The organism is Rhodococcus sp. S3 (genome assembly GCF_058211795.1).
This window is the reverse complement of the sequence record NZ_CM177074.1, coordinates 1,657,367-1,682,177: the sequence shown is the minus strand read 5'-3', so window position 1 is coordinate 1,682,177 and position 24,811 is coordinate 1,657,367. Positions and strand designations below refer to the sequence as shown.

The following is a 24,811-nucleotide window of genomic DNA, read 5'->3' as shown; positions in this document are numbered from 1 at the left end:
TTCGGCAATGCACATGAGTGACGGCCTCATCGACATCCCCGCGTCGGTGGTCCTGTTCGTGATCGCCGCGGCCGGACTGGCTGTGGCTCTGCCCCGCGCCCGGAGAGAACTCGACGATCGCACCGCGCCCCTGGCCGGTCTCGTCGCCGCGTTCGTCTTCGCCCTCCAGATGATCAACTTCCCGGTCCTGCCCGGTGTCAGCGGCCATGTCCTCGGCGGAGCGCTCGCCGCCATCCTGGTCGGCCCGGCGACAGCGGTGATCTGCCTGACGGTCGTGCTCGTCGTGCAGGCACTTCTGTTCGCGGACGGCGGTCTGAGTGCGCTCGGCGCCAACATCACCAATCTGGCACTCGTGGGCGTCGCGGCAGGTTACGGCATCGCAGTGGCACTGCGACCCGTGCTGCGGCGCTATCGGGGTCTCGCTCCGCTCGGGGCCGTTTCGTTCGTGGCGGCCGCAGGCGCGACCGTCGTGGCGGCGAGTGCCTTCCTCGTCGAGTACGCACTGGGTGGCACGGCCGGCTCGCTCGGCACCATCGCCCCGTTCATGCTCGGAGTCCATCTCCTCATCGGTATCGGCGAAGGCGTGATCACCGCGGCCACGGTGATGGCGGTGGCCCGGGCACGCCCCGACCTCGTCTTCCTCCTCCGTCCGCTGCGGCAGACCGAGCCGAGCACGATATGAGAACGTCCAGAATCCTCGTCGTCCTGGGGGTCGCAGTCCTGCTGATCGCGGGACTGATGTCCTATCTCGCGGATCCGGACCCGGACGGACTCGAAGCAGCGACCACCCGCGGATGCGAGGTCGTGCAGAGCGAGGGAGAGGACGTCATCGCCGGGGACTGTCCCGCTGCCGTCGCGGAGGACCACGCGTTCGCCACGAGCCCGCTGGCCGACTACAGCGTCGGCGACCGTGACGGATCGACCGGCATCGCCGGTGTGGTCGGCGCCCTCGTGACCCTGGCGGTCGCGATCGGGATGTTCCGCTTGCTCGCGCGGCGCCGGCGGGTGCCGGCCCGCGACCCGGCACCTGAGGAGGGCGGACCGTGACCGCGGTCCTCGAGCAGGTCTCGGCCCCGGCACGGCTTCCCGCCCGCAGGCTTCCCGCCGAGGTGAAGATCGTGGCGGCGATCGCCTTCACGTTCGCGGTGGTGGCCACCCCTCGCGAGGTGCTCTGGGCGTTCGCGCTCTACTTCTCGATCGTCGTCGCGGTCTGTGCTGCCGCACAGATCCGGTTGTCGTGGCTCCTGCCCCGGCTGTCGATCGAGGTGCCCTTCGTCGCACTCGCGGTGCTCCTGCCGTTCGCCGAGTCCGGATCGCGGGTGGAGGTGCTCGGACTGTCGCTGTCGGTTCCCGGCCTGTACGCGGCGTGGGGAATTCTGGTCAAGGGCACTCTCGGCGTCCTGGCCTCCCTGGTGCTGGCCGCCACCACGCCGGTACAGGATCTTCCCGGTGGCCTCACGAGACTGCGCGTGCCGTCGCTGGTCACCACGGTGGTCCTGCTCATGCTCCGCTACGTGGGGCTGCTCACCGACGAGGCGAGACGCATGGATGTCGCGCGTCGCTCACGGGGTGACGATCCGAGGATGCTGTCGAGGATCGGAGCGACCGCGCGCGGGGTGGGGGTGCTGTTCGTCCGAGCCTACGAACGAGGTGAACGGGTCCACTCGGCGATGCTCTCGCGAGGGTTCACCGGCTCCGTGCCCACCACGGGCGCTGCGGCCGGTGCGACCGCCTGGATGCAGGGACTGACCCCTGCCGTGCTCGCCGCCGCGGTGTGCGCCGCTGCGTGGAGCACGGTATGAGCGGTCCGGCGAGCGTCGAACTCTCCGCGGTGCGGTACGTCTACCCCGACGGCCGGCATGCGCTGCGCGGAATCGACCTGCACGTGCCTGCCGGTGAGCGCGTGGCGGTCCTGGGCCCGAACGGTTCCGGGAAGACCACCTTGATGCTGCACTTGAACGGGGTGCTCTCCCCCTCTTCCGGCAGTGTGCGGATCGACGGCACCGTCGTCGACCGGAGCACCGTGCGGGAGATCCGCAGCCGGGTCGGGCTCGTCTTCCAGGATCCGGACGACCAACTGTTCATGCCCACCGTGACGCAGGATGTCGCGTTCGGTCCCGCGAATTTCGGGGTGTCCGAACCGGAACTCGGCCACCGGGTGCGTTCCGCGCTCGACGCCGTGGCGATGACCGAACACGCCGACCGCACGACCATGCACCTGTCGGCCGGACAACGCCGACGCGTGGCTCTGGCCACGGCCCTGTCGTGTCTTCCCGGTGTACTCGTCCTCGACGAACCGTCCAACGACCTCGACCCCGTCTCGCGACGGGAACTCGCGGAGGTGCTGTTGCGGCTCACCGCCACGATGCTGGTGGTGACCCACGACCTGCCGTACGCCGCCCAGTTGTGTTCCCGGGCGGTGATCCTCGACGAGGGCCGGGTGGTTGCGGACGGTCCGATCTCCACGATCCTGGCGGACTCCGAGTTGCTCGCCCGGCACCGACTCGAATTGCCGTGGGGCTTCACCCCGGCGTCCACGACACCCCGGTGAGGGTCGTGTCGCCGGTTCGGTGTCAGTCCGGCGACTTCACCTGCGAGTGAGAGTGACCTGCGTGTTCGTGTGTCGCGCCGATGGAATGCAGGAGTTCGTGCACGGTCGCGTCGGTCAGCCGGTAGCGCACCATGCGGCCTTCCCGTTCCGCCGTCACCCATCCGCGGCTCCGTAGCAGACGCAGCGCGTGGGAGACGGCGGTGCCGGTCATACCGAGCGCGATGGCAAGGTCCGTGACGCAGATGCCCGGAGCGTGATGCAGGCACAGCAGCAGCCGTAGCCGGTTCACGTCGGAGAGCAACTCGAATCGATCTGCCCATCGATCGATATCCGGTGTCCGGAGGGCGAGTGTCGCTCGGCGTACACCTTCGGAATCGAATTCCGCGTCACCGGTCATGCCACGAGTGTACGAACACCACGCCCTGTGCCGACGGATCATTCACTAGACTGTGGACCTGCCCCGTACCCCCGGACGGGCACAGTCGAGGAGCAGGTCGATGGCCGATCGCACCGCAGCACGCAGCCGACAGGCACCCACCGCAGACAGTCCCGACCGGATCCGCAACGTCGCGCTCGTGGGCTCCGGCGGTGCCGGCAAGACCAGCCTGGCCGAGTCCCTGGCGGTCGCCGCCGGCGCGGTGGGCCGGGCAGGCAGGGTCGCCGACGGTACGACGGTGTCCGACTACGAGGAGATCGAACAGAGCCATCACCGTTCGGTACAGCTCGCCGTGGTGCCCGTCGAATGGAAGGGCGTGAAGATCAATATCGTCGACACCCCGGGGCATCCCGATTTCGACGCGGAGGTCCGCGCCGGACTCCACGCCGCCGACGCCGCGGTCTTCGTCGTCTCCGCCACCGACCCCATCACCGCGGCGACGCGCGCGCTGTGGCGTGAGTGCGACGAGGAGAACATCCCCCGGGCGATCGTGGTGAACAAGCTCGACATCGCACGGCGCAGTTACGACGAGATGCTCACCGAATGCCACGACGCATTCGGATTGGGACCGGACACCCTGCGGGCCATGTTCTATCCCGTCTACGACGGCGACCGCCCGATCGGGTCGATGGGTCTGCTGACGGGCCGCAGCTACGGCGAACCCGGTCCGTGCCCGGTGTCCACCGAAGCGCGCGAGAGCCTCGTGGAGGCCATCTCCGGCCAGGACGACACGCTCATGGAACGGTTCATCGCCGGCGAGCAACTCGACACGGCCTCCCTGCAGGAAGGACTCACCCGCGAGATCCTGGCGTGCACCCTGCACCCGGCCGTCCCCGCCGACGAGACAGGGATCGGCGCCGTCGAACTGCTCGAGTTGATCACCACCGGATTCCCCGCACCGACGCAGCGCGGTCGCGGGGCACCGCCGTGCGATCCGGACGGTCCGCTCGCCGCGCAGGTCGTGCGCGTGGCCGGCGACTCCTATGTCGGGCGGATCAGCCTGGTGCGCGTCTACTCCGGCACGCTGCGACCCGACACGATCGTCGCGCTGGCCGACGGCGACCGCGACAGCCGCGAACGCATTCCTGCCCTGACGAGCCCGTTCGGCAAGCAACAGCGCCCGGTCGGCGAGGCCGTGGCGGGAGACATCGCCTCCGTCGGGAAGCTCGCGACGGCACAACCCGGCGACGTCCTGTACGACCCCGACCATCCGGTCCCACTCGACCGGTGGCCCACCCCGACTCCTCTGCTCCCCGTCGCGATCGAGGCACACACCCGCACCGACGACGACAAGCTGTCCCAGGCCCTGTCGCGCCTCGCCTCCGAGGATCCCGCGCTGCGCGTCGAGCAGAATCCCGAGACCCACCAGCTCGTGCTGTGGTGCACGGGTGAGGCGCACGCCGAACTGGTCCTCGAACGATTGCGCACCCGGCACGGTGTCCAGGTCGACACGGTCGAGCATCGGGTGCCGCTGAAGGAGACCTTCGCCGGCCCCGCGAAAGGCCACGGCAGGCTCGTCAAACAATCCGGCGGGCACGGCCAGTACGCGGTCGTCGACGTCGAGGTCGAACCACTGCCGGTGGGCAGCGGGGTCGTCTTCGCCGAGAAGGTGGTGGGCGGTGCGGTTCCGCGCCAGTTCATCCCGTCCGTGGAGAAGGGCGTGTACGCGCAGGCAGAGAAGGGCGTGACGACGGGATATCCGCTCGTCGACGTGCAGGTCACCCTGGTCGACGGCAAGGCCCACTCGGTGGATTCGTCCGACGCGGCCTTCCAGGCGGCCGCCGGGCTGGCCCTGCGGGATGCGGCCGCGCACAGCACCGTTCGCGTACTCGAACCGGTCGCCGCCGTGCGGGTGATCGTGCCCGAGGAGTATCTCGGTGCGGTCCTCGGCGATCTGTCGGCCCGGCGCGGACGGGTGCTCGGCACCGAATCCCCCGAGCCCGGTGTGGCTCTGCTGCGCGCGGAGGTTCCCGAACTCGAACTCGGCCGCTATCCGGTCGAACTGCGGGCCATCACGCAGGGCACCGCCGATTTCGCCCGCCAGTATCTGCGGCACGAACCGATGCCCGAGAACCTCGCGGCCCGATACGGCGAGTCGGACTGACCACTGCACCGGACGGGCAGCGTGTCAGCATGAACGCCATGAGCGTTCTGCTGTGCTTCCACGCACACCCCGACGACGAGGTGTTCCTCACCGGTGGCGTGATGCGCCGGGCCGCCGACGCCGGGCATCGCGTCGTGCTCGTCGTCGCCACCGACGGTGCCCGCGGCGAATATCCCGATGGGCTGCTCGCGCCCGGCGAATCCCTCGCCGCCCGCCGCACGAAGGAGCTCGAGGAATCGGCCCGGGCGCTGGGTGCGACGCGAGTGGTGCCCTTCGGATACGGCGATTCGGGGATGGCCGGCACGGTCGGCAACCACGATCCGAATGCCTTCGCCAATGCCGATCCGAGCGAGGTGGGGGCCAGGCTGGCCGCCATGATCGAGCAGGAACGCGCCGATGTCGTCACGATCTACGACGCGCACGGCGGCTACGGCCATCCCGATCACGTCCAGGTCCACCGGGCCGGTGTCCACGCCGAACGGATCACCGGACACGATGCCGTCTACGAGGCGTCGAGCAACCGGGACCACCTGATGCGGCTGCTCTCGGCGCTGCCGGACACCCCCGACGACGTGCGCCCACCGGACCTCGGGACCTTCGGCCTGCCGGAATCGGAACTGACCACCGCCGTGGACGTGTCGACGGCACTGGGCGCCAAACGCGCGGCGATGGTCAGCTACGAGTCGCAGATCGGCGACTTCGGGCCGATGCTGAACATGCCCGAGGAACACCTGCGCGCCGCCTTCGGTGTCGAATGGTTCCGGCGCCGTAGCCTTCCGCCCGGCCTGCAGGAGACCGAACTCCCGCTCTGAACTAGGCGGCGGGCACGGTCTCCTCGAGTTTGCCGGTTGCCACGTCGAAGACGAACCCGCGCAGCGAGCTGGTCTTCGTGACGAACGGGCTCGTCTCGATGCGGCGCAGCGACTGGCGCACGTCCTCGTGCGGGTCGCGGAAGGACTCCGGTGCCCAGGCCGGGCGGATACCGATCTCGTCCTGCACCGCGCGCGTGAACTCGTCGTCGGTGAAGGTCAGCATGCCGCAGTCGGTGTGGTGGACCAGCACGATCTCGGTGGTGCCGAGCAGTCGCTGACTGATGGTGAGCGAACGGATCACGTCGTCGGTCACGGCTCCGCCGGCGTTGCGGATCACGTGGGCCTGGCCCTCCTCGATGCCGAGCGCCCGGTACACGTCGAGCCGGGCGTCCATGCACGCCACGATCGCGATGTGTTTGCTGGGCGGAAGCGGCAGCGGGCCGGAGAAGCCGGCCGCGTAGGTCTCGTTGTTCTTCAGGAATTCCTCGGTGACGGTCATCCTCGTCCCCCTTCGTCGTCGGACAGGCCGCCCCGATGATGGCCCGGTTCGGCGTGCCCGTACAGGGTGGTGATCGGCGTGAGCAGAACCGTTTGCCCGTTTGACCGTTCCGGCGCTCGGGTACCGCTCCCCTGCACCCTACGAACGAAGGACGGACGTCGATGGACAACGCCCCCAAGCACGGCTCGGGCCGCCCCGAGGACAACGACGACCTCACCGGCCAGAAGATCAAGCATCTCGTCGACAAGCTCGAACAGAAGGTCGAGAAGGAACGCGAGGAGGAGGGTGCGCCCGGCAATGTCGCGGACCGGGTGAAGACGGAGAAGGTAGAACCCGACGATCAGGCCCCCGAATGAGCCGTCCTCACGCGTAGATCCGCCCGTAGAGTTCGCGGATCTCGTCGGCCTCGGAGAACGGGTTCGCCTTCCTGCTGACATAGGCCTCGATGGCGTGGGTGAGTGCATCCACGCCGGTGTCCGCGGTCAGGCGCGGGGGCATCGTCAGGGTGAGCCGGTAGTCGACGATCGCGGCGACCGGCAGGAAGGCCAGACCCGGGCACAGCATCTTCTCGTCGGTCTCACTGTCGCTGATGACCGTGAACTGGGTTGCCTCCGAGCCGCTTCCCGCCGTGGTGGGCACAGCGATCACCGGTAGCGCCGGGCCGATGTTGTCGCGCGGCGCCTTGTAGTCGCGCATGTGGCCGCCCTGCCGGGCGAGCAGCCCGAGCGCCTTGGCCGTGGCCATCGGGCTTCCCCCACCGAACCCGATCACGCAGTCGGCGTCGTGCTCGGCGACCGCCGCGACACCCGCTTCGAGCGAGGCTGTGGTGGGGTCGGGCACGGTCTCGGCGAAGACCGCGGGGTGCAGTCCGGCGGCCTCGAGCTGCGCGACCATCCGGTCCACCGCACCCGTGCCGACCAGGAACTTGTCGGTCACCACCAGGGGCCGGGCGAGTCCGAGTCCGGCGACGACCTCCCCGACCTCGTCGACGGCGCCCCCGCCGACGCGCATGATGCGTGGAAGTGCGATGGAAGCCACGTGCGATCCCTCCTCGAGTATCCGGCCGACGCCTCGTGTCTACCGCATCACAGCCGCGAGCGGAGGCATCCGGCGGATCTCGGGGAGTCTCAACTCTCGACGACCCGCAGTCCCGTCTCGCGCTCGCCGGAGCCCTTCCGCGCGGTGAGCAGTCCGAGGCGCTCGAGGTCGTCCGCGCGGTAGCCCGGCCATCCGTGCAGCATGCGACGCCACCGCTCGGGCACCGCGGAGGCACCCCACCGGGCGCCGAGCAGCCCGCCCGCGATGGCCGCGACCGTGTCGGTGTCGTTGCCGGCGCGCACGGCGAGTTCGAGTGCCTCCGGCAGGTGTCCGGGGCCGTCGGTGCGGGCGTGCGTGATCGCCCACCACGCGGCCTGCAGGGCATGGACGACCCAGCCGTTGTTGTCGAACACGCGCGGACTCGGCGCGGTCTCGGCCTCGTCGAGCAGCGCCGTCCACCGCTGTGCGGCGGGCTGCGACAGGTGGGCCAGGGCGACCCGCACCCCGTCGAAGGTGCCGTGGAGGACTGCGTGACGGATCGCGAACGACCACAGCCGGCACGCTTCGGATGCCTGCTCGTCCGCGTGGGTGAGGCTGCTGATCGCATGTGCCGCGGCCAGACACCGCTCGGCGTCGTCGAGGAAGGCGAGCCCGACGGGTGCGGTGCGCATGAGCGATCCGTTGCCGCCGGTGCGCCCCGGGAGGCTGCGGGCGCGCGCCGTCATGGTGGCGGCGGTGGGGCCCGCCTCGCGCAGGACGGCACGCGTCTGGTTGCCGATGTCCTTGGGGTTCGTGGCGTACCAGCGGAGGAACTGCGCCGCGACCGCGTCGAGTCCGGCGCCCTCACCGATGTCGACGCCGGTCGCCGAGACCTCGGCGATGGCGAGGGCCATGGAGGTGTCGTCGGTCCACTCACCGGGCGCGAACGGCCCGAGTCCGCCGCCGATCATGTCGATGGGCGTGGCGTCCGTCGGATAGGTGAATTCGTATCCGGCCCCGAGTGCGTCGCCTGCTGCGGTGGCGAGCAGGACTCCGGCGGCCCGGTCGTTCTGCGCTGCGGTCGTTTCCATGAACCCCTCTATTCGATCAAGTCTGCGCTAAAGTTAGCGCATCAATGATTGAATGTCCACCATGGGCACACCGACCGACTCGACCGGCAGGTCGCTCACCGACTACCCGCGCCCCTCGGTGGCCGTGGACGTCGCGGTCCTCACCGTCGACGAAGTACTGAAAGTTCTGGTCGTCGAACGTCCCGACGGCACCTTCGCCCTCCCGGGCACCTTCCTGCACCCCGGCGAGCGACTCGCCGAGGCCGCCGAACGCGCCCTGCGCGACAAGGCCGGACTCACGGGCGTGGACTTCTACCAGCTGGCCATGCTCGACGATCCCGAGCGCGACGACCGCGGGTGGGTGCTGTCGATGGCCCACGGCGCCGCGGTGCCGGTCGCCGAGATCCCCGCCGAGGCGCATCTCGTGCCGACCACCGAGACCGCCGACCTCGCCTTCGACCATGCCGAGATCGTCGACCTGGCCGTCGCCGACCTGCGACGCCGGTACTCCGCCGAGGTCGACCCCGGCAACTTCCTCGGCGAGCAGTTCACCGTGCTCGACCTGCGGCTGCTGTACGAAACCGTCTATGCCCGCAGCTATCCCAAGGACACCTTCCGCAGACACCTGCTGCACGGCCTCGAACCCACCGGCGAACTGCGCAGGGAGGGCACGGGCCGGCCCGCCGAGATCTACCGCCGGCGCAGCACTCCCCTGCCGTCGTCCACCGCCGCCTTCCTCCTGCAGTGAGGAATCAGGCCGCCGGCCTGCAGTGAGGAATCAGGCCGCCGGCCTGCAGTGAGGAATCAGGCCGCCAGCGCGTGCGCGATCTCCGCAGCGACCGCGACGTTCCCACGGTAGACCGCGACATTCGTCTCGAGCGAGCGCCCCTCGGTGGCCCGGTGCATGTGGTCGAGCAGGAACGGGGTGATCGCCTTCCCGCGCGTCCCGGCCTCCACAGCCGCGCGTTCGGCCTCGGCGAGCACGCGGTCGTGCAGTTCCGGATCGATCTGCGCCTCGGCCGCCACCGGATTCCCGACGAGCACCGCCGACCGCAGGCCCAGCCCGTCCCGCGCCCGCGCCATCTCCGCGGTCTGCTGCGCCGACTCCACCTCGTCGACATCGCAGCCGCTGTCGCGCACGTAGAAGCCGGGAAAACGGGTGGTCCGGTATCCGACCACGATCACCCCGAGCGTCTCGAGCCGTTCGAGCGTGGCGGGGATGTCGAGGACGGATTTGACGCCGCCGCTCACCACAAGGATCGGAAGCGACGCCAGCGCAACGAGATCGGCGCTCTCGTCGAAGGTCGACGTGGCTCCGCGGTGTACTCCGCCGAGACCGCCGGTGGCGAAGACGGAGATGCCGGCGCGATACGCGAGCAGCGCCGTCGCCGACACCGTCGTCCCGCCGTGCAGCTGCTTGGCCGCTGCGACCGGCAGGTCGCGGATACCGAGTTTGACGACCGGGACGTCCTCCGCGCCGAGCATGCGGATCTGCTGTTCCGACAGACCCACCGTCGGGGTCCCGTCGACGACCCCGATGGTCGCGGGCAACACCCCGGAATCGCGCAGACGTTGCTCGGCGTCGAGCGCGACCTCGACGTTGCGTGGCCGGGTGAGGCCGTGCGTGAAGATCGTCGATTCGAGCGCCACGACCGGCCGCCCGGCCGCGATCGCCTCGCGCACGTAATCCGCGACGCGGATCGTTTCGCTCATACGACCGACGATAACGCGGCCTAACCGATCGACGCGGCCGTGCGGCGCCCCATCTTCGCGAGGAGCCGGGTCGTACGGTCCGCGTCCTCGGGAGCCGGCACGGCCGGAGCGCAGACACCGTCCATGTAGAGCGCGTCGCCGAAACTGTCGGCGCCGGCCTCCATCCGGTCGAGTTCGGCGTCCGAGAAGGTCGCATCGATCCCGGCGCTGCGCGCGATGTCCCAGCGGTGCACGAGCATGTCCCAGATGTAGAACTGCTCGAAGGTCGCACCCACCGTGGTCGGTCCGAAGTATCCGTCGTAGGTCGTCGAGACGAGTGCGTCATCGGCGAGGATCTCGGCGATTCGTGCCGTGTGCGTCCTCCACGCCTGGGCCGGGCGGTCGGTATCGGGCCGCTCGCCCACCTCGACGCCCCGTCCGGCGAAGAAGTCCCGCTGCGTGTCGATGATGTGGGCCAGGACGTCGCGTGCCGTCCACCCCTCACACGGCGACTGCGCGTCCCAGTCGGTGTCGCGAAGCGACGAGATCACGTCGGTGAGCGGCTTGTCGGCCTCTGCGTGTCGCAGTGCTGTTGTATTCATGACTCGATACTGACGACCGGCGAGGGCGAGGTATTGATGAAACCCGACGGCAGCGACCCCCTCGGCGGTCGCGACGACACCGACCGTGTCGGCGGTCGTGACGACATCGAACGCGCCCACCTGAAGGATCCGCACGACGCCTCGCACACCATCCACCGCTATCCCGCCGCGCCCGACCTCACGGATCTGATGCAGCGGTACTGGATCCCTGTCTGGTCGGTGCCGGCCGGCCGGGAGGCACCCCAGCGGGTGCTGCGCTATCCGGTCTGCCAACTGGTGGTCGCGCACGACTACGCGCGCTTCTACGGCGTCGAGCACGGGCTGTCCACGGTCACCCTCACCGGGGAGGGCTGGGCAGTCGGGGCCATGCTCAGTCCGGCGGCCGGTGCCCTGATCACCGGCACCTCGCTCGCGGCATTCACCGACCGGGCCGTCGACCTCACCGACGTCCTCGGAGATGCCGGTGCGCGTCTGATCACGCGGGTACGCGAGGCGATGGCGCACGGCCCGGACTCCCGCGAGTCGCACCGCGCCGCGACGGAGGTGTTCGACGACCTGCTGCGCGCCTATCTGCCGATCGACGAGGAGGGGCGACTCGTCAACCGGGTGGTGGCGTTCGTCGAGGAGAACTCCGACGTCCTGCGGGTCGAGCAGGTGCGGGCGGAGTTCGGTCTCGGTGAGCGCGCGCTGCAACGCCTCGTCCAGCGACGGATCGGGCTGACGCCGAAGTGGCTGATCCAGCGGCGGCGACTACAGGAGGCCGCCGGTCGCCTGCGCGAGAAACCGGGCTCGTTGTCGGAGGTCGCCGCGGTCCTCGGTTACGCCGACCAGCCGCATTTCGTTCGGGATTTCGCGAGGGTCGTGGGCATGACGCCGGGCGCGTTCGCGGCTCGCTACGGCGGTGGATGACCGCCCTCGTCGGACAGTTCCCTCGGATTCGGGCGGATGTACCACATAGTGGAACGTCCTAAACCTGCGACGCTTCTCGATCAGGTAAATGTAACGAAGCACACAGTGACGACGACCTACCTGTCGAAGCACGAGAAAGAACGAAGGGGTTCATCGTGGGACACGACCGCCTACTTTTCATCGGACGTCCGGATGCGGACGAGGTCGCGCACTGGAGCACTCTGCGCGAACTTGCTCCTCAGCGAGGATGGAAGCCCACCCGGACGTTCGAGCCCGGCGAAGTCGCCTGGGCCGTCGCCGCCGGCAGCGCCTTCGAGCAGTCCGGACCGACCGCCGAGGTGATCCATTCGCTGCAGGAAGCGCACATTCCCTGCACCAGCGCGCTCGACGCGATCCGCCACGCGTACTCGACCTCGCGCCTGTCGGTCTGACTCGCAGGCGGGTGGCCGCGCCTCGCCGTCGCGGTGCGACAAGTCGGGCACCGTCGCGGTGCGGCCACCCGCTGTGCGTTCTGCCTTCGGGCTAGCCGAAGGGACTGACGTCGAGCCAGGACGCCAGGAACCCGGAGTCGCCGAAGACCTCCACGTCGGCTGCGTCCACAGCGCGCCGACGATAGAGCACCAACAGCAATTCCGTCAGCGGTCCGCGTACCGCGACGGCACTCTTCTCATGGGCATGCCGCCACGCGAAGTCCTCGCCGGTCAGGTCCACGACCCACTCCGCCGACGTGTCCGTCGCGTGGAAGTGCAACGTCCGGTCGGGTCCGTGCAACGCGCGGTGCCGTTCGACATCGAGTCGGGGCCAGGTGACCACCGCCAGGTCGAGCCATTCGTCCACGCAGTCCACCGCGAGATCGTGAGCCGGCTCGAAGTCCGCTCCCAGTGCGAGCGCGGCGTCGGCGCGATGCACCACGGTCTCGTGGGCGAAGCGTCTGGCGAAGAACTCCGGGGTCTTCTTGCCGCCCGGGATCGGTGTCCACACCCGCATGTTCGGACCGACGTCCCGCAGCGCGGTGTCGAGTTCGCGCGCTCCTTCCCGCAACCACGGAATCAGTTCGTCCGGATTCTCGTCGACGTAGTCCGACAGCTCCCTCATCGCGCGGTCGGTGCGCGGCATCGCCCCTTCACCGCGGACCGCCTCGCTCGCCCAGCGGTGGCCGTAGCCGATGTGCCGCGCGAGCTGACCGACGTTCCATCCCGGGCACGACGGCACCGGTGTGGTCATGTCCTGCCCGGCCAGTGAGTCCACCAGCAGTTCCGTCTGTTCGACGATCTCTCCGCAGTAACGCGCGTAGTCCAGCATGCCTGCCCTTCGTGCTCGGCTCCCGTACCCGCCCCGATTCTGCACGGTCGGCCGTAGTCTGGGCGCCATGCCGGCCGACGAGAGTGCACTCGAAGCCCTGTTCCCGCCCACCGGAATCGCCGCGCTCGCGACGATCAAGCGCGACGGACGACCCCAACTGTCGAACATCACCTACCGGTACGAACCCGCGACCCGCACGTTCTCCGTCTCCATCACCGACGATCGGGCGAAGACCCGGAACATGCGCCGCGACCCGCGTGTGAGCCTGTTCGTCGACTCCGACGACAAGTGGTCCTACGCCGTCGCGGAGGGCGAGGCCGAACTGTCGCCGGTGGCGGCCGATCCCCACGACGACACCGTCGAACAGCTCGTCGAGTTGTATCGGGCGGTGCAGGGCGAGCATCCGGACTGGGACGACTTCCGGACCGCGATGGTCGCCGATCGCAGGTTGCTGCTGCGTGTGCGGGTCTCCCGCTTCTACGGCTTCGCGCGCTGATCCTGCGGCACCGCGACGGGCACCGACACGTATCGCGGGATGTACCGGTACATCACTCCGGCGCCGACGAGGGCCAGCACCCCGATCGCGGTGGCACCACCGGCGAGCGACACCGTGGCCACCGCCCCCACGACGAGAGGTCCCGCGAACGATCCGGTGTCGTGGGTCAGTCGCCATGCCGCAAGGAATTCGGCACGCGCGTGTGGTGGTGAGACGTCGGCGCCGAGCGTCATGACAATGCCGTTGCTCATGCCGTTCGCCGACCCGAGCACCACCGCGACGACCACGAGCCACCACAGTTGCTGCGACAGCGGCAGGATCAGGAAGGCCGTGCCGAACAGCAGCAGCGCCGGTACGGCCGTCACCCGGCGGCCGAAGCGGTCCATCAGGACTCCGGACGGGTAGGCCAGTGCCACATCCACTGCCGCTGCGACACCGAAGATCAACGAGACGGTCGCCGGCGCCACCCCGATGTGATCGGCCCATAACGGCAGCACCGCGTCGCGTGAGGCGCGCGACGCGCCGACGAGCATCGCACCGACCCCCAGAGTTCCGAGGACCGTCCGGTGGGAGGCCGCCACCGCGATCACGCCACCGCTGCGCTGCTGCGACCTGTCCGGTTCCGGCACAGCGGCATTCGCGACGAGCGCCCCGGAGACGACGATCGCGATCACCTGGACGATCAGCCCTCCGCTCACGCCCGTCAGGTGCACCGCGCCGGCCCCGACGAACGGACCGACGAACACACCCGCCCGGCTCATGGCGGCGTTCGCGGAGATACCGCGGGCGCGCATGTGCAGCGGCAGGGCACCGGCGAGATAGCTCTGCCGCGCGAGCCCCCACACCGCGTTCGCGAAACCGGTGAGCGTCGCGCCCACCGCGAGCACCGCCGGTATGGGCGCCGACAACGAGACGAGGACGCCGGTCGCACCGAGCGCCGATCCGAGGACGATCGCGCGACGTTCCCCGAAGCGCGCAACTACCGTGCCCGACGGCAGGTCGCCGAGGACCGCACCGAACGCGACCAGCGCGACGATCAGTCCCGCGACCGGCACGGACGCGCCGAGTTCGCGGGCGAGCAGCGCCATCATCGGAGCACCGGCACCGGTGCCCAGACCGAAGATCGCCGATGGGACGAACAGCGACAGGAAGAACGGACGGAGCCCGGGTTCGGGCTCCGTCCGTTCCGTCACGCGGTTCAGACCGCCTCGAACGGTTCGCCCTCGAGCGCGACGGATTCGCGTCCGTCCGGTCCGACCGGCACGTCACCTTCGAGGGTGATGCGGTACAGGCGACGGTCGTGTTCGGTGACGAGATCGCTCGGCGCGAGATGCACGGCGGACCGGTTGTCCCAGAACGCGATCGATCCCGGCTCCCACTTGAATCGGACCGTGTACTCGGGACGGCCGAGTTCCTCGAAGAACAACCCGAGCAGACGCCGGCTCTCGTGCGGCGAGACACCCGAGATGTACTGCGTGAAGCCGGGGTTGACGTACAGCGCCTTCTCCCCCGTCTCCGGGTGCACCCGCACCACCGGGTGCTCGCTCACCAGGGGGCGACGCTCGACACGGCGCAGGTAGTCCTCGGTCGGCTTCGCACCGTCACCCGGGGTGAACCGGTGCACCGCACGCAGCTCGTCGGCGAGTCGCTGCACGGGCGCCGACAGACCGTTGTAGGCCGCCACGGCGTTCGACCACTGGGTGTCGCCGCCGTAGGGCGGCAGGGTCTCGGCGCGCAGGATCGACGCGAAGGGCGGGTTGACCGCCGCCGTGACGTCGGCGTGCCAGCGGACCTTGTCGTAACCGCTGCTGTTCGCGATGCGCGCCTTGAACCGGTCGCGGAAGATCGGGTAGATGGTCGGGTGGTCCGGGTCGGGGATCGAGTCGAACAGCGGGTGCGCCGGGGTCGGCTTCCCGAAGTACGACGAGAACCGCAGATGCTGATCGTGGTCGAGGAACTGGTCGCGGAAGAACACCACCTTCCACTTCAGCAGCGCGTCGCGGATGGTTGCGATCTCGTCCTCGGCGAGTTCGCGGGTCAGGTCGACGCCGCGGATCTCGGCTCCGGCATGGCCGGATTGAGGGACGACGTCGAGGCGGGTTGCGGCCTGGGTCATGGGACTACTCCTTCTATCGGTGGAACATCGGTGACGCGGTGATGGATCGGATCAGGGAAGCGGATCCGGGACGCTGTCGTCCGCCTCGTTCTGCGCGACGACGATGTCGTTGTAGCGGCCGTCCACATACGGCGAGACGTCGACGGGAACGGTCATGGTGCCGGTCTCGTAGAGCCCGTCCGCAACACTCTGGAACAGCGCGATCGACTTCTCGTCGATCGGGTAGAACCGTCCGGTACCCGTGTGATCGAGCAGTTCACGGCCCTCGTCGGGTGTCATCCCCTGGGTGCCCACGTGATACGCCTCCACCCACTCGTCGGGATGCGAGGCGATCCAGTTGTTCGCGGCGACCGAGCGTCCGACGTAGTCGCCGATCGCCGCGGCCTTCGCGGGATCCTCGAGGGTCTGCTTCCGCACGATCAGGGTGTTGATGCCGGTGTTGATCCCCGACCCGTCGCCGAGGATCGGCGGTGAGCCCACCTTGTAGTACTGCACGCCCGTGAGGATCGCGGCGTCCACGGCTCCCGAGGAGAAGGTCGGCGCGACCTCCGCACCGGCCAGTTCGACCGCGTCGATGTCGGTCTTCGGGTCGAGTCCGGCCTTCGCCAGCAGGCCCGCGACGATCATGTGCCGTCCCGTTCCGGGCGGGTAGGCGACCTTCCTGCCCTTCAGATCGGCCACCGTCTCGATGCCACTGCCCGGCTGCGCCACCAGGAAGTAACCACCGCTGCTGCCGGGATTCGCTTCCAGTGCGATCGCGACGATGTCGGTGATCCCGTTCGCGACCGCGATCGGGATCGGTGCCTCACCCAGGGCACCGATGTCGGCGGCACCGGAGCGCAACGCCTCGATGACGGCAGGCCCGCCACTGAAATCGGCGAACTCGAGGTCATACGGCAGGTCCTCTCCCGCCCCGGAGAGGTAGAGGGGTTGCGAGCGGGTCGCGTTCTGCTCGGCGACGACGAGCTTCACACCGTCGGGGATGTCCTCGCCGGTGTGGGCGATCGTGGCCTCGGAGAGGGCTTCCTGCCCGTCGGCACCGCCGAGGCCGCACGCGGATGCCGCGAACAACACTGCGAGCGACGGCACCACGAGCCATCGCGAGCGAACACTACGAAACACAGTCGATCCTTCTCGGGAGGCATCCGGACCTGCTGTCCGGACACAGATGGGAATACGGGCCGCACTCAGCGCGAGTCGGGCTGGTCGCCGACACCGAGTTCGGTGAGCAGGCGGCGTCGCAGGGCGACGAACTCACGGGAGTCGCGCCCCCTCGGTCGCGGCACCTCGACCTGCGACGACAGGGAGATCGCGCCGTCGGTGAGGACGATGACGCGGTCCGCGAGCAGGATCGCCTCGTCGACGTCGTGGGTCACGAGGAGCACGGCGGGCCGGTGCTTGGCCACCAGCTTCTCGAGCAGGCGGTGCATGCGGATGCGGGTGAGTGCGTCGAGAGCTCCGAAGGGTTCGTCGAGCAGCAGCAGTTGCGGTTCGCGGACGAGTGCCCGGGCGAGCGCGACCCGCTGGGCCTCTCCCCCGGACAACGTCCGCGGCCATGCCTTCGCCTTGCTCTCGAGCTCGACCTCGGCGAGCGCGTCGAGTGCCTCGGCTCGGGTCCGCGCGTTGTCCGGTCGCCCGATGTTGACATTCGTCAGCACCTTCTGCCACGGCAGCAGCCGGGGATCCTGGAAGACGATGGCCTGTTTCGCCGGCACCCGGAGGTGCCCTTCGACGTCGGGATCCAGGGCTCCCAGTGCCCGCAGGAAGGTGGATTTGCCGGAGCCGCTCCGGCCGAGCAGCGCGACGAATTCTCCGGGGGCGATGTCGAGGTCGAGTCCGTCGAGCACCACCTGCTCGCCGAACACGCGTCGCACGCCGCGGGCGACGACGACGGAATCGAGTGCGGTCCGTTCGGTCACATCAGTTGCCATCGAACGACCTCCTCCACGTGAGCAGGCGGGCTTCGAGGGCACGCACGATGAAGATCGAGAGCAGACCGAGGATCGCGTAGACGGCGATCAGGACGAAGACCACGTCGAGCTGGAAGTATTCGCGGGCGTCGCTCATCATCCGTCCCAGACCGCGTTTGGCGTTGATGGTCTCGGCGAAGATCAGCGACAGCCACGCACCGGTCAGGGCGAGTCGCAGGCCGATGAGGAAGCCGGGCAGCGCGCCCGGCAGGATGACCCGGCGGATCAGTTCGCGGCGTTGGACACCGAACGATCGTGCTGCTTCGACGAGTCCGGCGTCGACGCTCCGGATCGCGGAGAACGTGTTGATGTAGATCGAGACGGCCACGGCGAGGGTGATGAGCAGGACCTTCGGGGTCTCACTGATGCCGAACCACACGATGAGCAGCGGAACGAGCGCGAAATTCGGTACGGCTCGCAGGATTTCCATGTTGGCGTCGACGAAGTTCTCACCGACCCGCGACAGTCCGGAGACCAGCGCGAGGACCAGACCGAGCACGATGCCGATGAGCAGACCGTTGCCGACCCGCAACAGGCTGACCGTCATGTGTTCCTGCAGTTCCCCGCCGGCGATCAGTCGCCACGCCGCGGTGAGCACCGACAGCGGTCGGGGAAGGACGTTCTCGCCGAACAGGCCGCTGGACGCGGCGAGTTGCCACGCCACGACGAGCAGGACCGGCCCGAGCAGTCGCTGGACCGAACGCGGAACACGGGACGAACTGCGGGTCTTCCGACTGATCGCGGTGGGATCGATCAGTCCCGATGGTCCGGTCGTCGCGGGTGTGTCCGCCGCGTCCGGGGTCGTCGTCCTGCGCGTCCTGTCGAGGATGGTCGCCACGATCAGCTCACCCCGGTCCGGCGTCGAAGCATGTGATTGCTCGTCATGGCCGCCGACAGTAGGGAGTGCCCGCACGGACGAACCACCCTTGTGATCGAGATGATCGCAATCGGCCTCCACGGAGGACACATCAGGAATCACTGTGATCGCAACGGTTCGCTCCGCGCCGGAAATGGACTGCACTGGTAGGGATTTCTGTCGGGACTTCGGAAGGTGCCCTCCTTGCCCTCTCAGCTCCATCTCAACGTGTTCATCACCGGCGCCGGTCACCACGAGGCGTCCTGGCGCCTGCCCGGTACGGCACCCGAACGGGTCGACGACGTCCACTACTTCCGCGAAATCGCGCAGACGGCCGAACGCGGGAAGTTCGACTCGATCTTCTTCGCGGACGTCCCGGCCGTGGGACGCCACTACGACCGTGTTGCCCAGAGCAGTTTCGAACCACTGACACTGCTGTCGGCGCTGGCACTGGCGACCGAGCGGATCGGGCTCATCGGCACGGTCTCCACGACCTACACCGAGCCGTACAACCGTGCGCGCCAGTTCGCTTCGCTCGACCACATCAGCCGTGGACGTGCGGGCTGGAACATCGTGACGTCCTGGTCGTCCGCCGCCGCGTACAACTTCGGCGTCGACGTCCGGCCCGGCCATTCCGACCGCTACGCCCGCGCCGCCGAATTCCTCGACGTCGCAACAGCATTATGGGACAGCTGGGAGGACGACGCGGTCGTGCTCGACCGCGACGCCGGTGTCTACGCCGATGCGAGCAGGGTGCACCGGATCGACCACGCGGGCACGCACTTCCGGGTGCGTGGACCGCTCGACGCGGCACGCTCCCCACAAGGTCGACCCGTGCTCGTCCAGGCCGGATCGTCCGCCGACGGTCGCGCGTTCGCCGCCCGCTACGCCGAGGCGATCTTCACCGCACAGGTCGACCTCGACGATGCGCGCCTGTTCTACCGCGACGTCAAGCAGCAGGCCGCCGGGTTCGGCCGCGATCCCGAGGCGGTGAAGATCCTGCCCGGCCTGTCGCCGATCGTGGCGTCCACCGAGGCCGAGGCGCGACGTATCGAACAGGAGCTCGCCGATCTGTCGATCCCCGAGGTCGGACTGGCGCACCTGTCGGCGCGGTTCGACGACGTCGACCTGTCGGGCTTCCCGCTGGACGGACCGGTGCCGCTGCACGCTCTGCCCCGCCCCGAGGACGTGCAGGGAGCGCAGAGCCGATCACGCATCATCTTCGACCTCGTCGAGCGTGAGCCGGGTCTGACGCTGCGCGAGTTGCTGCACCGACTCGCCGGGGCTCGCGGTCACGGCACGGTCGTCGGTACACCGGAACACGTCGCCGATCGCATCGTCGCGTGGTTCGAGGCAGGCGCCGCGGACGGTTTCAACATCATGCCGCCCTACCTGCCCGGCTCGTTCGAGGTCTTCGTCGACGAGGTCGTGCCGATCCTGCAGCGTCGTGGAGTGTTCCGCGCCGAGTACGAGGGCACCACGCTCCGCGATCACTACGGCCTGTCACGGCCGGCCGGACTGTTCTCGCAGGTCCCGGTCTCGTAGCGGATCGGTTCCGCCGGGCAGTCGTACTGTGGAGCCATGTACTCGTACAAGGTGGTCGAGATCCGCGAAGGCATGTTCGGCGGCAAGATGTCCGGCGACAAACTCGAGAAGATCCTCAACGACCACGCCCGCCAGGGTTGGCGCCTGAAGGCGATCACCTCCGCCGACATCAAGGGACGGGTCGGCCCCGGCGGCGTCGAGGGAATACTCGTGACCTTCGAACGCGAGGACTGAAAACGACTTCGGTGGATCCACCCTCGCTGAGCGGGGGCGGATCCACCGAAGTCGGTCGTATACGGGTCAGGAGGCGAGCAGGCGACGGAACGAGCTGCGGTGGAACACGATGGGCTCGACGTCGGCGTCGGTGAGCAGTTCGTTGATGCGCAGCACCACGATGGCGTGATCGCCCGCCGGGACCTCCTGCTCCACCGTCACGTCCATGCGCACGCTCGTGCCGGATACGAACAGGGCACCGCCCTCGCGGCTCTCGATGTCGATTCCGGCGAAGCGGTCGCCGTTCTTCGCGGCGAGCACCCGCGCGGCACCGTCGTGCTCCTCGCTGAGCACGCTGATGCCCAGGTGCGGGAGCGACGACAATCGCGGCCACGTGGTCGAGGTGTTCTGCACGCAGAACGAGACCAGCGGCGGCTCGAGGGACACCGGCACGAAGGTGCTCGCCGCCATCCCGATCCGCTCTCCGTCCACCTCCGCGCAGATCGCGACGACGCCCGAGGGGACGTGCGCGAATGCCTGACGCAGAGACGGTCCGTCGAGAGTGGTCATGAGGCGGCCTCGTTTCGGAGTGCGGCGGACAGCACCGGCGACCAGCGTTCGGCGTAGTCCGCGATACGGGTATCGGTTGTGTAGGTCGAATCGTGAAGATACAGGCCGGGCGCCGGGGTCGTGGCGCCCAGTTCCACCAGGACGGGCTTGAGCAGCAGGTCGGGCGCGAGTGCGTGAGCGGGCCCGGCACCGAGCATGAGCGGCACGGCGACGACGTCGCGCAACCCGTCACCGGTGGCGAACTGGTCGAGGAACAACTTGAGCACGCCGGTGTAGGTGGCCTTGAAGGTGGGGCTCGCGAACACCACGAGATCGGCGGCCGCGACGGTCTCGACAGCCGCGGCGACCTTCCCGTCGCCCCAGCCGAGCAGTCCCGCACCGAGTGTGATCACGTCCACAACGTGATCGGGCTCTCGTCCGGTGAGAGCCGTGGCGAGGCGGGCTCCGGCGTCGAGGGTGCGGGATGCGGGCTTCGGGTTGCCCGCGACGACAACGATCGTCACTGGAGTTCACCTTCCGGATCGGCCCTCCGGCGGAGAGCGAAGTACACCGCCCATCCTTCTCCCCGGTCACACGGACCGGAACCGTTTCGATCCGTACGAGCGGAAACCTCGACGCCCCTCGGTAGGGTCGGGTGGATGAGTGTCGCGGATTCACAGTCAGCCCCCACCGACGGTCTCGCGGGATGGGCGCTCGATCTGATGGACCGCCTCGGCGGTGTCGGTGCCGGCATCGCCATCGCACTCGAGAACTTCTTCCCTCCGCTGCCCAGCGAGGTCATCCTGCCGCTCGCCGGGTTCGCCGCGAGCCTGGGCAGCTTCACCCTGTTCGGTGCGCTGTTCTGGACGACCCTCGGTTCGGTGGTCGGCGCTCTCGGTCTGTATTCGATCGGCCGCTGGGTGGGTGAGGACCGGATCCGCAAGGCCGTGCGGAAGTTGCCGCTCGTCGATGTGGAGGACCTCGACCGGTCGACCGCGTGGTTCGAGCGGCACGGACGCAAGGCCGTCTTCTTCGGTCGGATGGTGCCCGTCTTCCGCAGTCTCATCTCCATCCCCGCCGGTGTCACGCAGATGCCGATCTGGCAGTTCCTCGCCTTCACCACCACAGGCAGTCTGATCTGGAACTCGATCTTCGTGCTGGCCGGCTATCAGCTCGGCGAGAACTGGAGCGCCGTGGAACCGTATGCCTCGGCGCTGCAGTACGTCGTGATCGCCGTCGTCGTCGCGGTGATCGGTTACGCGCTCGTCAAGCGGATCCGCTCGCGTTCGAAGGACAGTGCTTCGGACAACCGCAACTGACGGGTCAGCCCCACACGGTGATCGCCGTGCACGCGCCCACCACGACCAGGACGGTGACGACGTCCCCGAGCCGCAGTCGCAGTGGCGGGCGGGTCGCCGATCGTGGTCCCCGCACCGACAGTGCGTCGCCGAGATCGCGGACCTGCCGCATCGACACCGACACCACCGCGCCGACGGCGTCGATCACCTCGTGCCACCAGCCCGCCGGATTGCGGAAGCCGGGTCGGCCGCGGACCTTGCGGGCGGCGAACAGCACGCGCATCTCGGCACGCACGGTCGGCAGCATCCGCAACGCCAGCGCGCACACCGTCACCCATTCGTCGACGGGCAGCCGCAACAATCGCAGCGGGGCGAACAGGACGGGCAGGGCGTCGACGAGATCGGACAGTCGCGTCGTCCACCCGACCAGCGACGCGAGGACCAGCAGACCCACGCCGAGCACGATCGTCCGGACGTAGGCGATGAGTCCGCCACCCGCAGCGTTGAGGACCAGGCCGACGGCGAGGACCGCGAACACCCACCACGGGATCGTCGGGACCACCCCGCGGGGGATCCGCGCGACGAGCACGCCCACGACCAGCACGGCGAGCAGGATGCCGAGCCCGGTCCAGCTCGGCGCGAAACTCACCGCCACCGACAGCGCCGCTGCCGACAGCACCTTCGTACCGGCCCACACCCGGTGCAGGGGTGTCTCCCGCGGCACGGGCCGCAGCAGGATGATGGGGCGGCGCTGCCGCGTACGTGTGCGACTCATGCGATCACCGCTCCCGTCTGCTCCACGATGCGTCCGTCCTCGAGAACCACGGTGCGCGAACACACCTCTTCCATGCCGTGCAGATCGTGAGAGATGACGATGACGGTGACATGCTCGACCGCGCGCAGGTGAGCGAGGATCGACACGACCTCGCGGCGACCGTTCAGGTCCAGTCCGGCCAGCGGTTCGTCGAGCACGAGCACCCGCGGGGTGCGGGCGAGTTGGGCGGCGATCGCGACCCGCCGCATCTCTCCTCCGCTCAGCCGGTCGATCGGTCGGTCGATCAGTTCGGGACGCAGACCCACCCGGTGCAGGACGGCGGCGACGTAACCGCGGTCGGTGTGCGGGAGTCCGGCCACCTCGGAGATCTCCTGCGCGACGGTCGGTCGCTGCAGCTGGAGCCGGGCCTGCTGGAAGACCATGCCTACTTCCCCGTGCAGGTCGGCGGTCGGGGTGTCGTGCAGGACGGCCGTTCCGTGCGTGGGGCGCATCAGTCCGGCGACGATCCACGCGAGCGTCGACTTGCCCGAACCGTTCTCCCCCACGACGAGCACCCCTTCGCCGCGGCAGATCGTCAGCGACACCTCGCGCAGGGCGGTGTGCGCCCAGGGTGTGCCGGCCGCGTAGACGTGCGTGACGTCGCGCAGTTCGAGGACCGGTTGTGGGAAGGACGGGGCGGTCGCAGGGACCGGCGCCGGCAGTGGCGGCGCCGCAACCCCCGGGACGATCCGGCCGTCGGCGATGTGTACGACGCGGTCGGCGGCGCGGGCCTCGTCGTCGAGGTGGGTGACGAGCACGACCGCGGTGCCGTCGTGCGCGACGTCCGCGAGCAGGCGGATCAGGTCCGCGCGACTGTCCGCGTCGACCATCGCGGTGATCTCGTCGGCGATGAGCAGTGCGGGTCGCCGGGCCAGGGCGCCCGCCAGGGCCAGTCGCTGCAGTTGCCCGCCGGACAGATCCTCCGTCGCGCGATCCTCCATCCCGGCGAGGCCGACGCGGGCAAGCAGATCCTCGACGTCGACGTCGTCGATCCCCCACCGCAGGTCCTCGGCGACGGTGCGACCGAGCACCTGGCTCTCGGGGTGCTGCAGGATCATCGCGGTGCCACCGGGGCGTCCCGGTCCGACGGGTCCGGGCCGGTCGACCAGGCCGACGGTCGGCTCGAGTCCCGCGAGCAGCCGCACGAGGGTCGACTTGCCCGAGCCGTTGCCGCCGACGATCGCGACGAACTCCCCCGGTTCGATCGTGAGGTCGATGTCCGACAGGGCGTCACGGTCGGTTCCCGGGTACCGGTAGCCGACGAGGCGCAGTGCGACGGGTAGCGGTGCCGGGTCGGCCGTGGGGTCCTGTTCGGGCCAGTCGACCGACCGGGTCGCCCACGTACTGCGCAGGGCGACCACGCGGAAGATCCCGAAGCACAGCAGTGCGGTGCCCACTGTGCCGATGAGCACTGCGCCACCGATCCACACCCACCACAGCCGCACCATGATCTCGAGGGTCCGGTCCCAGGTGTCGACGAACTGCTGTCCCGCACCCGCTGCCTCGAACGCCCGGATCGTGCCGCGCATCGACGCTTCGAGTGCCTCGAGCAGCAGCACCCTGGTCCGGTCGAACAGCAACAGCAGACCACAGGCGGCGGCCGCGAGCAGCAACCCGGCCGGGACGGATCCGGCCAGCACCGCGAACACCGCCGCGTGACCCCACCGGCGGTGTGCGAACCCGACGAGCGTTCCGATACCGGACAGGACGACGACCGCGGCGACGGCGAACGGCCCACCGGCCACGAGCGCAACGACCCCGGCGGCGACCGTCGCGGCGACGATCGCGCGCAGGCGGCCGGTCGCAGCGAGGAAGGCGACGGGCAGCGCGACCAGCACCTGGGCGACACCGACGGGTATCAGTCCCGCGACGACCGACAGCACAGCCGTCAACGTCCCGAAGACCGCCGCTGCGGCGGCCTCCGGTGGTCGTAGAGGTCCCCGTGTCCTGGTCACCGATC

The 24,811-nt window shown here is 69.2% G+C and carries 29 protein-coding genes and 1 pseudogene; 14 read left to right on the top strand and 16 right to left on the bottom strand.

The genetic code is table 11. The features are described 5' to 3' along the window. Nucleotides 1-7 precede the first annotated feature (7 nt). From AC0LPE_RS07890 to AC0LPE_RS07875, 4 genes are read left to right on the top strand one after another with little or no spacing between them, the layout of a single operon-like run. Complete coding sequence (locus AC0LPE_RS07890) at nt 8-682, top strand: energy-coupling factor ABC transporter permease (protein WP_241387228.1); 675 nt, start codon at nt 8-10, stop codon at nt 680-682. After that, the gene (locus AC0LPE_RS07885) at nt 679-1,047 is read left to right on the top strand and encodes a PDGLE domain-containing protein (protein ID WP_490605987.1); all 369 of its coding nucleotides are present in this window, start codon (nt 679-681) and stop codon (nt 1,045-1,047) included. The genes AC0LPE_RS07890 and AC0LPE_RS07885 overlap by 4 nt, the downstream gene beginning before the upstream one ends. Beyond that, nucleotides 1,044-1,802 (top strand): cobalt ECF transporter T component CbiQ, encoded by a 759-nt coding sequence (gene cbiQ / locus AC0LPE_RS07880; protein ID WP_490605986.1) that lies wholly within the window; start codon nt 1,044-1,046, stop codon nt 1,800-1,802. The genes AC0LPE_RS07885 and cbiQ overlap by 4 nt, the downstream gene beginning before the upstream one ends. Next, entirely contained in the window at nt 1,799-2,551 is a 753-nt protein-coding gene (locus AC0LPE_RS07875) for an energy-coupling factor ABC transporter ATP-binding protein (RefSeq protein WP_490605985.1), read from the top strand. The genes cbiQ and AC0LPE_RS07875 overlap by 4 nt, the downstream gene beginning before the upstream one ends. Nucleotides 2,552-2,573: 22 nt before the next feature. On the opposite strand, the gene AC0LPE_RS07870 is transcribed toward AC0LPE_RS07875, so the two are convergent. Continuing rightward, nucleotides 2,574-2,948 carry an ArsR/SmtB family transcription factor gene (locus tag AC0LPE_RS07870; protein ID WP_490605984.1) on the bottom strand — a complete coding sequence of 125 codons (375 nt, stop codon included), beginning with the start codon at nt 2,946-2,948 and terminating at the stop codon, nt 2,574-2,576. Nucleotides 2,949-3,048: 100 nt separating this feature from the next. Here AC0LPE_RS07870 and AC0LPE_RS07865 point away from each other — a divergent pair, with 100 nt between their 5' ends. Together AC0LPE_RS07865 and AC0LPE_RS07860 are read left to right on the top strand one after the other, a co-directional pair. Then, nucleotides 3,049-5,091, top strand: coding sequence for an elongation factor G-like protein EF-G2 (locus AC0LPE_RS07865; protein WP_490605983.1), 2,043 nt, complete (start codon nt 3,049-3,051; stop codon nt 5,089-5,091). 38 nt (nt 5,092-5,129) lie between these two features. Next, complete coding sequence (locus tag AC0LPE_RS07860) at nt 5,130-5,903, top strand: PIG-L deacetylase family protein (RefSeq protein ID WP_490605982.1); 774 nt, start codon at nt 5,130-5,132, stop codon at nt 5,901-5,903. Nucleotide 5,904: 1 nt separating this feature from the next. Here the strand turns inward: AC0LPE_RS07860 and AC0LPE_RS07855 are convergent, their stop codons facing one another. Continuing rightward, entirely contained in the window at nt 5,905-6,402 is a 498-nt protein-coding gene (locus AC0LPE_RS07855; RefSeq protein ID WP_229567775.1) for a beta-class carbonic anhydrase, read from the bottom strand. A 161-nt stretch (nt 6,403-6,563) separates the two neighbouring features. Between AC0LPE_RS07855 and AC0LPE_RS07850 the strand changes: the two genes are divergently transcribed. Beyond that, nucleotides 6,564-6,758 (top strand): hypothetical protein, encoded by a 195-nt coding sequence (locus AC0LPE_RS07850; RefSeq protein WP_060654362.1) that lies wholly within the window; start codon nt 6,564-6,566, stop codon nt 6,756-6,758. Between the two features lie 49 nt (nt 6,759-6,807). Here the strand turns inward: AC0LPE_RS07850 and AC0LPE_RS07845 are convergent. Continuing rightward, nucleotides 6,808-7,413: pseudogene (locus AC0LPE_RS07845) on the bottom strand (iron-containing alcohol dehydrogenase); the annotation flags it as partial. Nucleotides 7,414-7,529: 116 nt separating this feature from the next. Further along, a complete protein-coding gene (locus AC0LPE_RS07840) occupies nt 7,530-8,510 on the bottom strand; it encodes an ADP-ribosylglycohydrolase family protein (RefSeq protein ID WP_229567774.1) in 981 nt (326 codons plus the stop codon). A 61-nt stretch (nt 8,511-8,571) separates the two neighbouring features. Between AC0LPE_RS07840 and AC0LPE_RS07835 the strand changes: the two genes are divergently transcribed. Then, nucleotides 8,572-9,237, top strand: coding sequence for an NUDIX hydrolase (locus AC0LPE_RS07835; protein ID WP_229567772.1), 666 nt, complete (start codon nt 8,572-8,574; stop codon nt 9,235-9,237). 56 nt (nt 9,238-9,293) lie between these two features. Here AC0LPE_RS07835 and AC0LPE_RS07830 read toward each other — a convergent pair whose 3' ends face one another. Both AC0LPE_RS07830 and AC0LPE_RS07825 read right to left on the bottom strand, forming a co-directional pair. Continuing rightward, complete coding sequence (locus tag AC0LPE_RS07830; protein WP_490605981.1) at nt 9,294-10,202, bottom strand: pseudouridine-5'-phosphate glycosidase; 909 nt, start codon at nt 10,200-10,202, stop codon at nt 9,294-9,296. Nucleotides 10,203-10,222: 20 nt separating this feature from the next. Continuing rightward, a complete protein-coding gene (locus AC0LPE_RS07825) occupies nt 10,223-10,783 on the bottom strand; it encodes a maleylpyruvate isomerase family mycothiol-dependent enzyme (RefSeq protein ID WP_088898736.1) in 561 nt (186 codons plus the stop codon). A 36-nt stretch (nt 10,784-10,819) separates the two neighbouring features. Here AC0LPE_RS07825 and AC0LPE_RS07820 point away from each other — a divergent pair, with 36 nt between their 5' ends. After that, entirely contained in the window at nt 10,820-11,692 is an 873-nt protein-coding gene (locus AC0LPE_RS07820) for a helix-turn-helix domain-containing protein (RefSeq protein WP_088898737.1), read from the top strand. Nucleotides 11,693-11,847: 155 nt separating this feature from the next. Beyond that, on the top strand, nt 11,848-12,123 hold the full coding sequence (locus AC0LPE_RS07815; RefSeq protein WP_016692063.1) for a hypothetical protein: 276 nt from the start codon (nt 11,848-11,850) through the stop codon (nt 12,121-12,123). A gap of 91 nt (nt 12,124-12,214) precedes the next feature. Here the strand turns inward: AC0LPE_RS07815 and AC0LPE_RS07810 are convergent, their stop codons facing one another. After that, the gene (locus AC0LPE_RS07810) at nt 12,215-12,994 is read right to left on the bottom strand and encodes a maleylpyruvate isomerase family mycothiol-dependent enzyme (RefSeq protein WP_490605980.1); all 780 of its coding nucleotides are present in this window, start codon (nt 12,992-12,994) and stop codon (nt 12,215-12,217) included. A gap of 58 nt (nt 12,995-13,052) precedes the next feature. On the opposite strand from AC0LPE_RS07810, the gene AC0LPE_RS07805 reads away from it, so the two are divergent. Continuing rightward, nucleotides 13,053-13,490, top strand: a complete 438-nt coding sequence (locus AC0LPE_RS07805; RefSeq protein WP_490606325.1) for a PPOX class F420-dependent oxidoreductase — start codon at nt 13,053-13,055, stop codon at nt 13,488-13,490. On the opposite strand, the gene AC0LPE_RS07800 is transcribed toward AC0LPE_RS07805, so the two are convergent. From AC0LPE_RS07800 to AC0LPE_RS07780, 5 genes are all read right to left on the bottom strand, one after another. After that, nucleotides 13,472-14,683, bottom strand: a complete 1,212-nt coding sequence (locus AC0LPE_RS07800; protein WP_490605979.1) for an MFS transporter — start codon at nt 14,681-14,683, stop codon at nt 13,472-13,474. The genes AC0LPE_RS07805 and AC0LPE_RS07800 overlap by 19 nt on opposite strands. A 5-nt stretch (nt 14,684-14,688) precedes the next feature. After that, a complete protein-coding gene (locus AC0LPE_RS07795) occupies nt 14,689-15,606 on the bottom strand; it encodes a TauD/TfdA dioxygenase family protein (protein ID WP_490605978.1) in 918 nt (305 codons plus the stop codon). A 51-nt stretch (nt 15,607-15,657) separates the two neighbouring features. After that, on the bottom strand, nt 15,658-16,728 hold the full coding sequence (locus AC0LPE_RS07790) for a PhnD/SsuA/transferrin family substrate-binding protein (RefSeq protein ID WP_100226100.1): 1,071 nt from the start codon (nt 16,726-16,728) through the stop codon (nt 15,658-15,660). A 65-nt stretch (nt 16,729-16,793) separates the two neighbouring features. Continuing rightward, entirely contained in the window at nt 16,794-17,537 is a 744-nt protein-coding gene (locus tag AC0LPE_RS07785) for an ABC transporter ATP-binding protein (protein ID WP_490605977.1), read from the bottom strand. Beyond that, the gene (locus AC0LPE_RS07780) at nt 17,527-18,414 is read right to left on the bottom strand and encodes an ABC transporter permease (RefSeq protein ID WP_490605976.1); all 888 of its coding nucleotides are present in this window, start codon (nt 18,412-18,414) and stop codon (nt 17,527-17,529) included. The genes AC0LPE_RS07785 and AC0LPE_RS07780 overlap by 11 nt, the downstream gene beginning before the upstream one ends. Before the next feature lie 213 nt (nt 18,415-18,627). On the opposite strand from AC0LPE_RS07780, the gene AC0LPE_RS07775 reads away from it, so the two are divergent. After that, the gene (locus AC0LPE_RS07775; protein ID WP_490605975.1) at nt 18,628-19,977 is read left to right on the top strand and encodes an LLM class flavin-dependent oxidoreductase; all 1,350 of its coding nucleotides are present in this window, start codon (nt 18,628-18,630) and stop codon (nt 19,975-19,977) included. A 36-nt stretch (nt 19,978-20,013) separates the two neighbouring features. Further along, a complete protein-coding gene (locus tag AC0LPE_RS07770) occupies nt 20,014-20,211 on the top strand; it encodes a DUF4177 domain-containing protein (protein WP_490605974.1) in 198 nt (65 codons plus the stop codon). 66 nt (nt 20,212-20,277) lie between these two features. Here AC0LPE_RS07770 and AC0LPE_RS07765 read toward each other — a convergent pair whose 3' ends face one another. Together AC0LPE_RS07765 and AC0LPE_RS07760 are read right to left on the bottom strand one after the other, a co-directional pair. Continuing rightward, nucleotides 20,278-20,760, bottom strand: a complete 483-nt coding sequence (locus AC0LPE_RS07765) for a flavin reductase family protein (protein ID WP_490605973.1) — start codon at nt 20,758-20,760, stop codon at nt 20,278-20,280. Further along, nucleotides 20,757-21,263: an NADPH-dependent FMN reductase gene (locus AC0LPE_RS07760; protein ID WP_490605972.1), complete on the bottom strand. Its 507-nt coding sequence runs from the start codon at nt 21,261-21,263 to the stop codon at nt 20,757-20,759. The genes AC0LPE_RS07765 and AC0LPE_RS07760 overlap by 4 nt, the downstream gene beginning before the upstream one ends. A gap of 135 nt (nt 21,264-21,398) precedes the next feature. Here AC0LPE_RS07760 and AC0LPE_RS07755 point away from each other — a divergent pair, with 135 nt between their 5' ends. Continuing rightward, entirely contained in the window at nt 21,399-22,058 is a 660-nt protein-coding gene (locus AC0LPE_RS07755; RefSeq protein ID WP_490605971.1) for a DedA family protein, read from the top strand. A gap of 4 nt (nt 22,059-22,062) precedes the next feature. Here the strand turns inward: AC0LPE_RS07755 and AC0LPE_RS07750 are convergent, their stop codons facing one another. Together AC0LPE_RS07750 and AC0LPE_RS07745 are read right to left on the bottom strand one after the other, a co-directional pair. Continuing rightward, nucleotides 22,063-22,812 carry an energy-coupling factor transporter transmembrane component T family protein gene (locus tag AC0LPE_RS07750; protein WP_490605970.1) on the bottom strand — a complete coding sequence of 250 codons (750 nt, stop codon included), beginning with the start codon at nt 22,810-22,812 and terminating at the stop codon, nt 22,063-22,065. Then, the gene (locus tag AC0LPE_RS07745) at nt 22,809-24,806 is read right to left on the bottom strand and encodes an ABC transporter ATP-binding protein (protein ID WP_490605969.1); all 1,998 of its coding nucleotides are present in this window, start codon (nt 24,804-24,806) and stop codon (nt 22,809-22,811) included. The genes AC0LPE_RS07750 and AC0LPE_RS07745 overlap by 4 nt, the downstream gene beginning before the upstream one ends. Nucleotides 24,807-24,811 lie beyond the last annotated feature (5 nt).